The organism is Pseudomonas sp. DR48 (assembly GCF_019823085.1).
Taxonomy (GTDB): Bacteria; Pseudomonadota; Gammaproteobacteria; order Pseudomonadales; family Pseudomonadaceae; genus Aquipseudomonas.
Genome location: NZ_CP081946.1, coordinates 343,918 through 357,122, shown reverse-complemented (window position 1 = coordinate 357,122; position 13,205 = coordinate 343,918). Strand labels below are relative to the sequence as shown.

The following is a 13,205-nucleotide window of genomic DNA, read 5'->3' as shown; positions in this document are numbered from 1 at the left end:
TGTGGGAGCGGGCTTGCCCGCGATGCTTTTAGGGACTAAAGCCCCATTTTACGGGGCTTTGAAGGCGCTATAGAATTTTTGCTCTAAAATGACCGCTTGCCATTCTTGAGTCACTAAAGTGACTGTAGAGGCCGCTTTTGGCTCTAGTCGACCCTTGGCAAAGCTGCTACTCTCGGCGCGCTTTGTGACTTCTCGGCCTCGTAAAAAGCCAGACTCACCAACAAAAGACACTATAAAAAACACACACCAATAATAATCGCATCAAATGCGGTGAAGAATTCGCGTTGCTGAGGAGTGGGCTTCCATGAACGAAGACTTTTGGAAGGATAAGTACCCTGCTGGGATTGCTGCCGAAATCAATCCAGACGAGTATCCGAATATTCAGGCAGTGTTGAAACGATCCTGCCAACGCTTCGCTGACAAGCCGGCTTTCAGCAACCTGGGCAAGACAATCACCTACGGTGAGCTGTATGAATTGTCCGGTGCCTTTGCCGCTTACCTGCAACAGCATACCGACTTGCAGCCGGGCGATCGAATCGCCGTGCAGCTGCCCAACGTATTGCAGTACCCGGTTGCTGTGTTCGGCGCCATCCGCGCCGGGTTGATCGTGGTCAACACCAACCCGCTGTACACCGCGCGGGAAATGGAACACCAATTCAAGGATTCCGGGGCCAAGGCCCTTGTTTGCCTGGCCAACATGGCGCACCTGGCTGAAATCGTCGTGCCCAAAACCGGCGTCAAGCACGTGATCGTGACCGAAGTGGCCGACTTGCTGCCACCGCTCAAGCGCCTGCTGGTCAACAGCGTCATCAAGTATGTGAAGAAGATGGTCCCGGCGTATCACTTGCCCAAGGCCGTCAAGTTCAACCATTTACTGAGCAAAGGCCACGGCCAGCCAGTGGCTGAAGCCAATCCGGCCAGTAGCGATGTTGCCGTGCTGCAATACACCGGCGGCACCACCGGCGTGGCCAAGGGCGCGATGCTCACCCACCGCAACCTGGTGGCGAACATGTTGCAGTGCAAGGCGCTGATGGGCTCCAACCTCAACGAAGGCTGCGAGATCCTGATCACGCCGCTGCCGCTATACCACATCTATGCCTTCACCTTTCATTGCATGGCGATGATGCTGATCGGCAACCACAACATCCTGATCAGCAACCCGCGCGACTTGCCGGCGATGGTCAAGGAACTGTCGAAGTGGAAATTCAGCGGTTTCGTCGGCCTCAACACGTTGTTTGTGGCCCTGTGCAACAACGAAGGCTTCCGCAAGCTGGACTTCTCGGCACTGAAAATCACCCTGTCCGGCGGCATGGCCCTGCAACTGGCTGCGGCCGAGCGCTGGAAAGCGGTCACCGGTTGCGGCATCTGCGAAGGTTACGGCATGACCGAAACCAGCCCGGTGGCCACGGTCAACCCGATCCAGCACATCCAGATAGGCACCATCGGTATTCCGGTGCCGTCGACCGTGTGCAAAGTCATCAATGATGCCGGCGTTGAACAGGCGATGGGCGAGATCGGCGAGCTGTGCGTGAAAGGTCCGCAGGTCATGAAAGGCTACTGGCAGCGTCAGGACGCCACCGACGAAATCCTCGACAGCGAAGGCTGGTTGAAGACCGGTGACATCGCGCTGATCCAGCCTGACGGCTACATGCGCATCGTCGATCGCAAGAAAGACATGATCCTGGTCTCCGGTTTCAACGTTTACCCGAACGAGCTCGAAGACGTGCTGGCGACCCTGCCGGGCGTGCTGCAATGCGCGGCCATCGGTGTACCGGACGAGAAGTCGGGCGAGGCGATCAAGATTTTCGTCGTCGCCAAGCCGGGCGTGACATTGACCAAGGAACAGGTGATGGAGCACATGCGTGCGAACGTGACCGGCTACAAGGTTCCGCGCTCCGTGGAGTTCCGCGATGCGCTGCCGACCACCAACGTCGGCAAGATCCTGCGCCGCGAGTTGCGCGACGAAGAGCTGAAGAAGCTGGGCGTGAAGAAAGTCGGCGCCTGATCAAACAAAAGCCCCGCAGATGCGGGGCTTTTTGTTGCCTGACAGTAAAGCTATAGCGCCTGTCAGGCCACCTTCGCGAGCAAGCCCGCTCCCACATTCGACCGAGTTCCTGCAGAAGGAATGCGATCGAATGTGGGAGCGGGCTTGCTCGCGAAGCTTTTGCTGTTACAGGCGGAACGGCGCGAAATTGACGTTAGTGCCCGCCGGACGCATGTCCTGCAGGAACGAGTCCTTGTCGGCGCTCAGTTCCAGGCTCAAAGCGGCTTTGCGCTTGCCTTCATTGCGTACCACCAGGCCTTCAAGCTTTTCACGCAGGAACACCGTCGGCACTTTCAGGTGCAGCAGTTCGTCGGTGTCCGGCGTGTGCATCAGCAGGTGAACCCATTCGTACTGACCGATGGCCAGGCGCGCGACCGGGATATCGAACCACCAGATGTTGCGGTTGCGGTTCAATTCGGTGAAATGGCAGTTGTTGACGCCAAGCACAGCACCGCCAAGTTCCTGGTTTCTGCGGGCAATGGCCTGCTTTTTATCGAGTTTCATAACATTCCTACGGGATTGGATCTTCAGCGCCATGGCCTGAATACGTTGCGCATTCTCGGGGGTTGGTCGACAAACATAAAGCCTAACCTGCGCTGAACGATGAAATGTACGACCGAAAATAAATGAAACTCCGCGCAAAAGCCTCCGGTCAATCCTTATGTAACGACTTTTCTCGTTGAATTGTTCGCAGGAGAAACACCATGAGCAGCACTGGCGATAAAGTAAAAGGCATGGCCAACGAAGCAGCTGGTAACGTCAAGCAAGGTGTCGGCAAAGTAACCGACAACACCAAGCTGCAAGTCGAAGGCAAGATTCAGGAAAAGAAAGGCGAGGCCCAGCAAGCGGTCGGTAAAGCCAAGGACGCCATCAAAAAGGGCGTCGACAAGGCTTGATCCAGCCTTTGATGAGCAACACGAACGGCCATCCAAGGATGGCCGTTTTTGTGTCACCCTGAACTTGCACAACGAAATTGTTTCAAAGACGCCAAGTAGGCTAATTTGACGTAGAAAACGGCCCCGAGTCGCCACGACTTCAACCCTTATTGCGGCGAAAGGAGACGCTAATGTTTTTCCCTCACATGAAAGGCCTGCGCCTGCACCGTGTCATGGTGCGCACGGTCACCGAGTTCATCGACGACGAGATGTCGACTTATGCCTCGGCGCTCGCCTATCAGATGCTGTTCTCGCTGTTTCCCTTCATCCTCTTTCTGATCGCCCTGATCGGTTTCCTGCACTTGCCTGACTTCTTTTCCTGGCTGCGCCTGCAATCGGAACTGGTCCTGCCACCCCAGGCGCTGGAACAGGTGAACCCGGTCATCGACCAGTTGCAGCAGTCCAAGGGTGGTTTGCTGTCGATTGGTATCGTGATCGCGCTGTGGACGGCGTCGGCCGGTGTGCGGTTGATGATGAGCGCGATGAACGCCGCCTACGACGTGGTTGAAGGCCGGCCCGCGTGGAAGCGTATCCCGCTGTCGATTATCTACACGGTCGGCATCGCCGGCATGCTGTTGATCGCCGCCGCGTTGATGGTACTCGGGCCGCAAGTGATGGGCTGGATCGCTTCGCAAGTCGGTCTCGAAGACTTCATCGTGACGCTGTGGACCATCGTGCGCTGGCCGGTGGTCGTGGTGCTGCTGATGGTGGCGGTGGCGCTGATCTATTACGTCATGCCCGACGTCAAACAGGAGTTTCGCTTTATCACTCCAGGCTCGGTGCTGGCGGTGGTGGTGTGGATCTGCGCCTCCGTGGGTTTTGGTTTGTACGTCAAGGAGTTCGCAAACTACAACGCCATGTATGGCAGTATCGGCGCGATCATTGTGCTGTTGCTGTACTTCTACATTTCCGCGGCGGTGCTGTTGCTGGGTGCGGAGATGAATGCAGTGATCGAACATATGTCGACCGAGGGCAAGAATGATGGCGAAAAAGTCCCCGGCGAACTCGATCACGAACCCAAACAACACGTTTCCGGACTGGCTCGGGATCACTCGCTCCAACCTAAACCTGATGAAGTCATAAAATGATCCGTGAAATCCTGAAAATGGGCGATGAACGCCTGCTGCGCATTGCTCCGCCGGTCCCCGCCGAAATGTTCGACAGCCCCGAGCTGTGGCAACTGATCGACGACATGTTCCAGACCATGGAAAGCGTCGGCGGCGTCGGCCTGGCCGCGCCGCAGATCGGCGTCGACCTGCAACTGGTGATCTTCGGCTTCGAGCACAGCGAACGCTACCCGCACGCTGAAGCGGTGCCGCAGACCATCCTGATCAATCCGTTGATCACACCGTTGAGCCCGGTGATGGAAGAGGGCTTCGAAGGGTGCCTGTCAGTCCCTGGTCTGCGCGGTGCGGTGGATCGTTATCAGCAGATTCGCTACGAAGGTTTCGACCCCAAGGGCCAGCCGATTGTGCGGATCGCCGAGGGATTCCATGCGCGGGTGGTGCAACATGAATGCGATCACCTGATCGGTCGGCTGTACCCTTCGCGGATTACCGATTTCAGCAAGTTTGGCTTTACGGAAGTCATGTTCCCGGACCTCGATCCGAACGCAGACGACTGATCACCCCAAAACCGATGTGGGAGCGGGCTTGCTCGCGAAAGCGGTGTATCAGTCAATATCAGCGTTGAATGACACACCGCTTTCGCGAGCAAGCCCGCTCCCACATTTGATCTTCATATGGCTTTAGTGCGTTATTTGGCCAGTTGCATACCCATGGCAATCATCGGTTTACTACGCGCATAACGGCTCAAACGTTCGGCCATCGAGTAGGGCAACGCGGGGTCGAAGGTGAACCCGTGACGCTCATAAAAGCCGCGCAGGTCCGGGTGACAAAAGAGCCACACCGGGCCTTCGACATCCTTGACCGCCTCGGCGATCAACGCGCCAGCGATCCCTTGTTGGCGACACGCCGGATCGACGAACAGCCCCGTCAGCCAATGCCCGTCCGCCACCGGCCGCAAACACAGCGCGCCAATGATCCCGTCGCGTCTTGCAACCCACAATTGAGCGTCGCGCACGGCTTTCATCGACGATTGGTGGGCGCGATAAAATTTGTTCATCAAGGGCCACAAAGGCTCCTCGAGCAAGGTGTACTGGGTGTCGGGCATGGTCGTGGACTGTCGGTGCGCAAAGCGGGCGATTATAAAAGAACACGAGCGCAGCGATAGGTGTATACCTGATCTCACATCCCGTATGAGTGGAGTACGTATCATGGCCAAAGGCATGGATTCAAAGAAAGCAGCAAAGAAAAAACCGGCGAAAACCGCCGATGAAAAGCGCGCGGACAAGAAGGCCAAGAAAGTGGATGTGTTCGGCCATTGATCCCGTGTTGATTGGTTGATCGTTCCCACGCTCTGCGTGGGAATGCAGCCCGTGACGCGCCGCGTCACTGGACGCAGAGCGTCCCTAGAGGCATTCCCACGCAGAGCGTGGGAACGATCGTCAAAATAATCTGCAAGATTTCCCGGCGTCATTGCACAGAAGGGGATTGGTCCCCGATCTGAGCAACCCCATGTCCCATTACTTCGATACTGCCCATCGAGAAGAAATCGAAACCCTGCGCAAACGCCTGACCGCTCGCACCGAGTGGCCGACCTGGCTGTTGCTGATCGGCGTGTATGGCGGCTGGTTCAGCCTGGTCCTGGTGAGTGATCAGTTGGGGGGGTGGTGGAGCACGTTGCTGCTCATTCCGCTGGTGGTGCTTTGGTTGTCGGTGCAGCACGAATTGCTTCACGGGCATCCGACCCGTTGGCCATTGCTCAATAAAATCCTCGGCTATGCGCCATTCGCCGTCTGGTATCCCTACACCCTTTACCGTGACAGCCATTTGCTGCATCACCGCGACGAAGACTTGACCATTCCCGGTCGCGATCCGGAAAGTCGTTACCTCACGGCAGAACGGTGGCAGGGCAGTTCGCTTTTCGAACAAAGCCTGCACTGGCTGAATAAAACCGTGCTCGGACGCTTCCTGCTGGGCGCGCCACTGGCCTTGCTGGCGCTCGCGCGGGAAGAACTGCAACGGCTGAAAAAGGCTGAGCGACAGGCCTGGTTCATGTGGCTGACCCACGGTGCATTGACGTTGCTGATGCTGATCTTCATCGCGAACTACAGCGTGCTGCCGGTGTGGCATTACCTGTTGCTCATCAGTGTGCCGGCGCTATCGATTGCCATGATTCGCTCCTACTATGAACACCGTCCGCATGTGCAACCCGAGCAACGCACGGTCATCAATGAAGCCGCCTGGCCGTGGCGCTGGCTGTTCCTGAACCTCAATCTGCACCTGGTGCACCACGACTTGCCAGGGTTGCCCTGGTACGACTTGCCCCGGGCTTACCGCGCACGTCGCGAGCAGTGGCAGGCGCGCAGCGGCGGATTTGTGGTGCAGGGTTATGGGCAGTTGTGGCGACAGCATGGAGTGAGGGCCATCGATAGCCCGAGGCATCCATTTCACTGATTGCGAATGAGCCCCTGTGGGAGCGGGCTTGCTCGCGAAGAGGCCGGCACATCCAACATCATTGTTGTCAGGCAGATTGCATTCGCGGGCAAGCCCGCTCCCACAGGGGAAGTGACTTTATGGAACATCCGAGATGACCCACCACTACGCTGAACTACTGATGTACGTCGCCCCCGAGCCAATCCGCCAGGCCAACGAGCGGTGGCTGGCGCAGATCTTCGCGCAGCTGGGCGCCACCCGACTCAGCGCCGAAGGCCTGTCGCTGATGGACCTCTGGCTGTCCCCGCAATTGCTGCTGACCCAGACCTGCGGCTACCCGCTGATGACCGCGTTGCGCGGTAAGGTCCGGGTCATTGGTCGACCGCGTTACGAGCTCCCAGACAGCACCGGCGGTAATCATTGCAGCCTGCTCCTGAGCCGCGCCGATGACCCACGGCGAACCTTGTCCGACTGGCGCGACAGTCGCGGCGTGATCAACGGCGAAGACTCCAACAGCGGCATGAACCTGTTGCGGCACCGCCTGGCGCCGCTGCATCGCGACGGGCAATTCTTTTCCAGTGTCGCCATCAGCGGTAGCCACCGCGAGAGCCTGCGTTGGCTGCGCGAAGATCGTGCGGACCTGGCGGCCATCGACAGTGTGACCTTCGCCTATCTGGCGCGACATGCCGAGCAAGAAGTCGCCGGATTACGCATCGTTGCCCGAAGCGCGTTCAGCCCGACCTTGCCGTACATCACGGCTTTGGGCGTCACGGATGGCCAGGCAGAGCAGCTGCGTCAGGCGATGAATCAGACCCTGAAAAGGTTGCCCGACGTCGTTGAGATCCTGGGACTGCATGAAGTATTGCCAGCCACTGAAAGCGACTATCAGGTAGTTCTCGACTATCAGGAGGAAGCTGAGGCCTTGGGATTTGGGCGTTTACGTTAAATTCCTAAATAGAATATAAAAATTCATTTTAAGTATTATTAAAGAATAAGGCTCCTTGCTAGGATCGCGCCACCGGATCACCGGACATTCAGCGACCCCTAACCTTGGAGCCTCTATGTCCGGCACCGACGTATCCCATCGCAACCACATCGACGGCTTGTTTCGCACCCATTATTCCTGGCTGTGCGCACACCTGCGTCGGCATCTGGGCGCCAGCCCCAGCGTCGAAGACGTCGCCGCTGAAACCTTCGTGCAACTGCTGCAAGCCCCAGGGCTGACACCGATTCGCGAGCCTCGTGCCTTGCTCACCACCATCGCCCGCCGGTTGATCTATCAGCTCTGGCGCCGCCGCAAACAGGAACACCAGCACCTCGACCAGTTGCAATACGACGATCACCCATCCGTGAAATCGCCTGAGGAACTGGCGCAACTCAGCCAGGCATTGCAGGGCCTCGACCAGACGCTTGGACGCTTGCCGGGCAAAGTCAGGGAGACCTTCCTGTTGTCACGCGTCGACGGCCTGACGTACCCGCAAATCGCCGCCGAGCTGGGCATCTCCCAACGCTCGGTCAGCGTCTACATGACCCGCTCCCAGGCACTGTGCGACCGGCACAGCGCCAACCAACCCTTGAATGCCCTGACCCGGAGGTCCGCATGAGATCGATCAAAACCCTGCTCGGCAGTTCGCTGTTGGCGCTGAGCCTTGTCGCAACCCACGTGCCGGCCGCGGAAAAAGCCGCGCCGATTCACTTTGGCGATATCACGTGGGAAAGCGGCAGCCTGATCACCGAAATCCTGCGTCTGATCGTCGAGAAAGGCTATGGCTACCCGACCGACACGTTGCCGGGCAGCACCGTCAGCCTCGAAGCGGCGCTGGCCAAGAACGACATCCAGGTGATCGGCGAAGAGTGGGCGGGGCGCAGTCCGGCGTGGGTCAAGGCCTCCGCCGAGGGCAAGGTGTTTGGTTTGGGTGACACGGTCAAAGGCGCCACCGAGGGTTGGTGGGTGCCGGAATACGTGATCAAGGGCGACCCGGAACGCGGCATCAAACCCCTGGCGCCGGAACTGAAATCCGTCGCCGACCTGGCCCGCTACAAGGACGTGTTCCGCGATCCCGAAGACCCAAGTCGCGGACGCTTCCTCAACAGCCCGACCGGCTGGACCTCGGAGATCGTCAACAGCCAGAAACTCAAGGCTTACGACCTGACCGCCAGTTACGTCAACTTCCGTACAGGCTCTGGCGCTGCGCTGGATGCCGAGGTCGCGTCATCGATCCGCCGTGGCAAACCGGTGTTGTTCTACTACTGGTCGCCGACGCCGCTGCTGGGGCGCTTCAAACTGGTGAAACTCGAAGAACCGGCCTTTAACGCCGAGGCATGGAAGACCTTGGCCGATGCCAACAACCCCAATCCCAAGGGCACTCGTTCCATGCCGGCGAGCCTGGCCATTGGTGTGTCCGCACCGTTCAAGGCGCAGTACCCGGACCTGGTGGCGTTCTTCGAAAAAGTCGACTTTCCGATCGATTTGCTTAACCAGACGCTGGGGCAAATGAGCGAAAAACGCCAGCAACCGCGTCAAGTCGCAGAAGCGTTTTTGCGGGATCAACCGCAGGTCTGGAAGGGCTGGGTGCCGGGGGAAGTGGCGAGCAAGGTGAGTGCGAGTCTGTAGTTTTTCCTGATGTTTTGCGACGCATGAGCGACTGCATTCGCGAGCAGGCTCGCTCCCACATTGGATCTGCTGAGAGCACAAAATGTGTGTAAGCCTCAGATCCCGTGTGGGAGCGGCGATGTCGCTCTCTACACCAACTCCGCAGCCAACGCGGCTTTCACTGCTGGCCGTTGCTCAATGCTGGCCTGAAACCGCACCAACGCCGGCCACTGATTAAAATCAATGGCAAACAGTGGCGCCCAGCGCAGCACCGTAAACAGATACGCATCGGCGATGCCGAACCCACCCGCCAGCAAATAATCTTGCCGCCCCAGCGTTTCGTTCAACACCGCCAATCGCTTGAACAGCTTCTCTTTGATCAGCGCTTTTACCGCCTCCGGAAACTGCGAATTGAACAGCCAGCCCAGTCCGCCATGAATCTCTGTCGAGACAAAGTTCAAGCACTCTTGCAACCGTACCCGCTGGAACGTCCCGCTCGCCGGTGCCAGGTTTGCGTCCGGTCGCAGGTCCGCCAGGTATTGCAGGATCGCCGGGCCTTCGGTCAACACTTCGCCGTTATCCAGCTGCAAGGCCGCGACGTAACCCTTTGGGTTGATCGCGAGGAAGTCATCGCCCTCAACCGTTTTTTTGGTGCGGTTATCAACGCGGATCAATTCGAATGGCAGATCCAGTTCACGCAGCACGATATGCGGCGCCAGCGAGCAGGCTTGGGGGGCGTAATACAACTTCATCGGGACGGCTCTGGTTGGGGATTTACGCCAGTGTCATAGTGCGCGGTGCCCTCGGTAAAGTTACTCTTTCAGAACACAGCCATAAGGAAAGCTACTGCCATGATGAATCTGATGCATTGGCGAATGGTGGTGGCGGTGGCTGATACCGGCAACATCACCCGGGCCGCCGAGCGCGTTGGCATGACCCAGTCAGGTGCGAGCCAGGCGTTGGCCTTGATTGAAGAAACATTGGGCGTTCAATTGTTCAATCGGGAACATCGCCAAACGTTGCCAACGGCCATCGGCTTGCCGGTGATCGAACACGCGCGAACCATGCTTGGCGCTTTGGAAAATATTCGCAGCAGCGTAGATGCCGCCAAAGGCATTCAACGCGGCACGATTCGCTTGGCCAGTTTCCCCATGGTGCTGGCCACGTTCCTGCCGCCACTGTTGCGCCAGTTCAATCGGCTCTATCCCGGCATTGAAGTGGTGGCACTTGAGGTCAGCGACGATGAAATTGAAGCACTGCTCGACGCCGGGCTGGTGGATGTCGGCGTGGTGTTGAACCCGCCCCCCGAGCGCAAGGCCAGTCATTTGGGACGTGATGCCTGGATGGCCGTCGTCCCGATCGGTCATCCTTTGGCGCGCCGTTCGAACGAGGTCGGCATTACCCTTGCGGAGTTGGCGCAGGAACCTTTCGTATTGGCCACGGGCGGTTGTTCAACCAACGCTCGCAGCCTGGCCGCAGATGCTGGCTTGCAGTTACGTGACGTTCGGGTCGAGGTCCGGGAGTGGAGCAGCGCGTTCACGCTGGTGCGGGAAAACATCGGCGTGACGCTGGTGCCCGAATTGACGCTGCCCACTCATCGCTAAGGCCTGCGCGTGATGCCCGTCCACCCGCGTATCGAGCGCGAGTTTGCCTTGGTGGTCACGCCGACCCGGGAACCTTCAGCCGCCGTGCAAGCATTGCTCAACATGCTCGCTGAACCGATTTTGTCCTCAATGCTGGCTGACTAGTGGCCTTGCGCCCCCGCGGTGGCTGTCTACGCTGACTTGTAACTGAGTATGTCGCTGGCGATAGCCAATGACACCGCAAACGTGCGCAACCCACGGCACCACACTGAACAACAAGGAAGCTGTGCGCTAAAGGGAATTACTGATGAAACCGTTAGGACTGGCCCGGTTCCGGGCTATCAAGAGAAGGATGTCTTGATCAGAGTACTGCTATGGACTCTCCGATTGAACATCATTGATCACCTGACATTTCCTCCCGTGGAGGAACGCGTGTGCCTGTACCAAGAAGCGATTTGGTAGAGCCGTTGAAAGACCGAAGAACTTTCATCAATCAAAAGAACGCGCTTAAGGTGATACAACCATGTTTAACCTACATCACAAGGCAGATCTGCAGGAAATCCAACGATTCAGTTGCGCGCTGAGCGAAGCCAACGCCAAGTTGGCGGCGGTCAGCCGCTCGATGGCCATGATTGAGTTCACCCCGGAGGGCATCGTGCTCGATGCCAACGACAACTTTTGCCGCGCAATGGGTTACAGCGCCGAAGAAGTTCGCGGCAAACACCACCGGATCTTTTGCGAAGAAGCGTTCTACCGCAGTGAGGAATACGCAAAGTTGTGGCGAGACCTGGCCCGTGGCGAACCCGTCGGCGGTACGTTTTTGCGGTTGAACAAGCAAGGCAAGGAGGTTTGGCTCGAGGCCAGTTATATGCCGGTGTTCGGTGCCGATCGCCAGGTTAAAAGCGTGATCAAAGTCGCAACGGATATTTCCGACAGGGTTTACAAGGAACACGAAGAAGAAAGCATGCTCTCTGCGATTGGCCGTTCCATGGCGGTGATCGAGTTCACCCCCGAAGGCAAAGTCATCACCGCCAACGACAACTTTCTGAAGACGATGCATTACTCGCTCAACGAAGTGATCGGCCAGCATCACAGCCTGTTTTGCCACCGCGCCGAATCCGAGTCGCAGGCGTACAAGGCGTTCTGGGCTTCACTCAATCGCGGCGAATATCACTCGCACCGTTTCGAGCGCAAAGACAAGCACGGGCATACGGTGTTCCTCGAGGCCTCTTACAACCCGTTGTTCGATGCCAAGGGCCGTTTGTACAAAGTGGTGAAGTTTGCCAGCGACATCACCGAGCAAGTGACGACGTTGCAGACCGCAGCGGAGTCGGCCCACAGCACCTCGGTGCAAAACGACGCCTGCGCGCAGAAGGGGTCTCAGGTGGTGCAGCAAACCGTGCAGATCATCCAGGACATTTCCCGGGACTTGAACGAAGCGGCGCAGAGCATCGATGCGGTCAGCAAGCAGTCCGACATCATCGGCACCATCGTCCAGACCATTCGCGGCATCGCCGACCAGACCAATTTGCTGGCGCTGAATGCGGCCATCGAAGCCGCGCGGGCCGGCGACCACGGACGCGGGTTTGCCGTGGTGGCCGACGAAGTTCGCAGCCTTGCGGCACGCACGAGTCAGGCGACGGTGGAGATTGTTGACGTGGTGCGCAAGAACCACGATTTATCGATGAGCGCCGTGACGAGCATGCAATCGAGCTTGAGCCGAACCGGTCTGGGAGTGGAACTGGCGAACGAGGCGGGCGAGGTGATTCTAGAAATTCAGCAGGGCTCGCGGCATGTGGTGGATGCGATCAGTCAGTTTAATTCGACGTTGCAGATCATCTGAGTCGCGGCAATGCCTTTGTAGGAGCCGAACGGCTGGCTCCTACAAAAAGTCCCTGTGTCTTCAAAGTGAAGCAAGGAATTTGTCGACGACCTGGGGCGTGTCTTTTGCAGTGCTGCTGTCGCCAGCTTTCTCGGTCGACGCCAGCTTCATCTTGTCTTCCATGCGCTGGGCGATCTCTTTGCTAATGGCCAGTTGTTTTTCTGGCGGCATGGCTTTGAGGTCTTCTTCGGTGATGCCCATCTCTTTCAGGATGCTGTCGTGCATACGCTGTTCCGGCGTCTTGCTCATGTAGTCCTTGAAGTCGGTCATGGCCGTGCTGTCAGTGGCCTTGGCTTGAGCGTTGGCTGGCAGCTTGGCAGAGTCGGCGGCTTGCAGCGCCACTCGGGTTTTGGCGAACGCTTCATTGACGTTGTCGCTGATTTTGCTGGCCTCGCTGACTTGCTGGGTGGCCTGTCCAGTGGCGGACGACTGAACCTGCGCCTGCCCATTGGTTTGAAAGGCTTGAAACATCGAGTTCTGAACGCCGCTCTGCAGCCCGGCCGCCACTTCAGCCGCCGGGTCTTTGCCGAGCTTCTTGGCCAGGGGAATAATCTGCGTTTGTTTTGCACTGACAAACATGATGGTTAAACCTGCAGTTAATGACTGACCTGAGGACGCGAGCAATTAGCGTGCCGTTGTCCCGGGCCCGTGTTTGCCGGGCCTGGAGGGAC

General features: G+C 58.1%; 13 protein-coding genes and 2 pseudogenes. 11 read left to right on the top strand and 4 right to left on the bottom strand.

What is annotated here, in order from left to right; genetic code table 11:
* Positions 1–304 precede the first annotated feature (304 nt).
* On the top strand, positions 305–2,005 hold the full coding sequence (fadD1, locus tag K5K95_RS01680) for a long-chain-fatty-acid--CoA ligase FadD1 (protein ID WP_222588133.1): 1,701 nt from the start codon (positions 305–307) through the stop codon (positions 2,003–2,005).
* A gap of 165 nt (positions 2,006–2,170) precedes the next feature.
* Here the strand turns inward: fadD1 and K5K95_RS01675 are convergent, their stop codons facing one another.
* A complete protein-coding gene (locus tag K5K95_RS01675; protein ID WP_027923866.1) occupies positions 2,171–2,548 on the bottom strand; it encodes a hypothetical protein in 378 nt (125 codons plus the stop codon).
* A 200-nt stretch (positions 2,549–2,748) separates the two neighbouring features.
* Between K5K95_RS01675 and K5K95_RS01670 the strand changes: the two genes are divergently transcribed.
* The 3 genes from K5K95_RS01670 (at position 2,749) to def (ending at position 4,603) form a co-directional block, all read left to right on the top strand.
* Complete coding sequence (locus K5K95_RS01670) at positions 2,749–2,940, top strand: CsbD family protein (RefSeq protein ID WP_222588132.1); 192 nt, start codon at positions 2,749–2,751, stop codon at positions 2,938–2,940.
* Between the two features lie 170 nt (positions 2,941–3,110).
* Positions 3,111–4,067, top strand: a complete 957-nt coding sequence (locus tag K5K95_RS01665; RefSeq protein ID WP_222588131.1) for a YihY/virulence factor BrkB family protein — start codon at positions 3,111–3,113, stop codon at positions 4,065–4,067.
* Positions 4,064–4,603 (top strand): peptide deformylase, encoded by a 540-nt coding sequence (gene def, locus K5K95_RS01660; protein WP_222588130.1) that lies wholly within the window; start codon positions 4,064–4,066, stop codon positions 4,601–4,603. The genes K5K95_RS01665 and def overlap by 4 nt, the downstream gene beginning before the upstream one ends.
* Before the next feature lie 131 nt (positions 4,604–4,734).
* Here def and K5K95_RS01655 read toward each other — a convergent pair whose 3' ends face one another.
* Positions 4,735–5,151: a GNAT family N-acetyltransferase gene (locus K5K95_RS01655; protein ID WP_222588129.1), complete on the bottom strand. Its 417-nt coding sequence runs from the start codon at positions 5,149–5,151 to the stop codon at positions 4,735–4,737.
* A gap of 404 nt (positions 5,152–5,555) precedes the next feature.
* On the opposite strand from K5K95_RS01655, the gene K5K95_RS01650 reads away from it, so the two are divergent.
* From K5K95_RS01650 to K5K95_RS01635, 4 genes are all read left to right on the top strand, one after another.
* Entirely contained in the window at positions 5,556–6,497 is a 942-nt protein-coding gene (locus tag K5K95_RS01650) for a fatty acid desaturase (RefSeq protein WP_222588128.1), read from the top strand.
* A gap of 133 nt (positions 6,498–6,630) precedes the next feature.
* Complete coding sequence (locus K5K95_RS01645) at positions 6,631–7,422, top strand: phosphate/phosphite/phosphonate ABC transporter substrate-binding protein (RefSeq protein ID WP_222588127.1); 792 nt, start codon at positions 6,631–6,633, stop codon at positions 7,420–7,422.
* 115 nt (positions 7,423–7,537) lie between these two features.
* A complete protein-coding gene (locus K5K95_RS01640; protein ID WP_222588126.1) occupies positions 7,538–8,080 on the top strand; it encodes a sigma-70 family RNA polymerase sigma factor in 543 nt (180 codons plus the stop codon).
* Complete coding sequence (locus K5K95_RS01635; protein WP_222588125.1) at positions 8,077–9,090, top strand: ABC transporter substrate-binding protein; 1,014 nt, start codon at positions 8,077–8,079, stop codon at positions 9,088–9,090. The genes K5K95_RS01640 and K5K95_RS01635 overlap by 4 nt, the downstream gene beginning before the upstream one ends.
* A 128-nt stretch (positions 9,091–9,218) precedes the next feature.
* Here K5K95_RS01635 and gstA read toward each other — a convergent pair whose 3' ends face one another.
* Entirely contained in the window at positions 9,219–9,821 is a 603-nt protein-coding gene (gene gstA, locus K5K95_RS01630) for a glutathione transferase GstA (protein ID WP_222588124.1), read from the bottom strand.
* Between the two features lie 99 nt (positions 9,822–9,920).
* On the opposite strand from gstA, the pseudogene K5K95_RS01625 reads away from it, so the two are divergent.
* The 3 genes and pseudogenes from K5K95_RS01625 (at position 9,921) to K5K95_RS33445 (ending at position 12,495) form a co-directional block, all read left to right on the top strand.
* Positions 9,921–10,817, top strand: a pseudogene (locus K5K95_RS01625) (LysR family transcriptional regulator).
* A gap of 358 nt (positions 10,818–11,175) precedes the next feature.
* Positions 11,176–11,904 (top strand): annotated as a pseudogene (locus K5K95_RS33450) (PAS domain-containing protein); the annotation flags it as partial.
* An 18-nt stretch (positions 11,905–11,922) separates the two neighbouring features.
* Complete coding sequence (locus tag K5K95_RS33445) at positions 11,923–12,495, top strand: methyl-accepting chemotaxis protein (RefSeq protein WP_409999717.1); 573 nt, start codon at positions 11,923–11,925, stop codon at positions 12,493–12,495.
* Positions 12,496–12,555: 60 nt separating this feature from the next.
* Here the strand turns inward: K5K95_RS33445 and K5K95_RS01615 are convergent, their stop codons facing one another.
* Positions 12,556–13,113 carry a hypothetical protein gene (locus K5K95_RS01615; protein ID WP_222588122.1) on the bottom strand — a complete coding sequence of 186 codons (558 nt, stop codon included), beginning with the start codon at positions 13,111–13,113 and terminating at the stop codon, positions 12,556–12,558.
* Between the last annotated feature and the right edge of the window lie 92 nt (positions 13,114–13,205).

Excerpts from the sequence above, each read along its gene's own strand:
- K5K95_RS01640 (WP_222588126.1), top strand. The coding sequence starts at position 7,538 with ATGTCCGGCACCGACGTATCCCATCGCAACCACATCGACGGCTTGTTT.
- K5K95_RS01665 (WP_222588131.1), top strand. The coding sequence starts at position 3,111 with ATGTTTTTCCCTCACATGAAAGGCCTGCGCCTGCACCGTGTCATGGTG.
- K5K95_RS01635 (WP_222588125.1), top strand. The coding sequence starts at position 8,077 with ATGAGATCGATCAAAACCCTGCTCGGCAGTTCGCTGTTGGCGCTGAGC.
- def (WP_222588130.1), top strand. The coding sequence starts at position 4,064 with ATGATCCGTGAAATCCTGAAAATGGGCGATGAACGCCTGCTGCGCATT.
- K5K95_RS01670 (WP_222588132.1), top strand. The coding sequence starts at position 2,749 with ATGAGCAGCACTGGCGATAAAGTAAAAGGCATGGCCAACGAAGCAGCT.
- K5K95_RS01615 (WP_222588122.1), bottom strand. The coding sequence starts at position 13,113 with ATGTTTGTCAGTGCAAAACAAACGCAGATTATTCCCCTGGCCAAGAAG.
- K5K95_RS01675 (WP_027923866.1), bottom strand. The coding sequence starts at position 2,548 with ATGAAACTCGATAAAAAGCAGGCCATTGCCCGCAGAAACCAGGAACTT.
- K5K95_RS01655 (WP_222588129.1), bottom strand. The coding sequence starts at position 5,151 with ATGCCCGACACCCAGTACACCTTGCTCGAGGAGCCTTTGTGGCCCTTG.
- K5K95_RS01650 (WP_222588128.1), top strand. The coding sequence starts at position 5,556 with ATGTCCCATTACTTCGATACTGCCCATCGAGAAGAAATCGAAACCCTG.
- K5K95_RS01645 (WP_222588127.1), top strand. The coding sequence starts at position 6,631 with ATGACCCACCACTACGCTGAACTACTGATGTACGTCGCCCCCGAGCCA.
- gstA (WP_222588124.1), bottom strand. The coding sequence starts at position 9,821 with ATGAAGTTGTATTACGCCCCCCAAGCCTGCTCGCTGGCGCCGCATATC.
- fadD1 (WP_222588133.1), top strand. The coding sequence starts at position 305 with ATGAACGAAGACTTTTGGAAGGATAAGTACCCTGCTGGGATTGCTGCC.